We start from the raw sequence: 345 nt of genomic DNA, 5'->3' as shown, positions 1-345 counted from the left end.
GTCCAAAAATATAGTATTTATTATCTGGTAACTCCTCTGGCGTGAAATACGCCATGTTTTCAATAATTCCTAATACTGGCACGCTGATACTATCCTGTTGGAACATAGCCACACCTTTTTTGGCATCAGCCAAGGCTACATTTTGTGGTGTACTTACCACAACCGCACCTGTAATGGGTAAGGATTGCATAATACTCAAATGAATATCACCTGTTCCTGGAGGTAAATCAAGTAATAAGAAATCTAATGCACCCCAATGGGCATCAAAAATCATTTGATTTAATGCCTTGGCAGCCATGGGTCCACGCCAAACTACCGCCTGATTAGGCTTTGTAAAGAAACCAA

1 protein-coding gene is annotated in these 345 nt (G+C 40.6%); it reads right to left on the bottom strand.

From position 1 onward, the window contains the following. Window positions 1-345 (bottom strand): P-loop NTPase (locus KI686_RS16020; RefSeq protein ID WP_237590329.1); only part of this gene is annotated, 345 nt, incomplete at both ends.

The organism is Polaribacter sargassicola (assembly GCF_021991835.1).
GTDB lineage: Bacteria > Bacteroidota > Bacteroidia > Flavobacteriales > Flavobacteriaceae > Polaribacter > Polaribacter sargassicola.
Note: the sequence above shows the minus strand (reverse complement) of the source record. Positions and strands in the feature narration are given on the sequence as shown.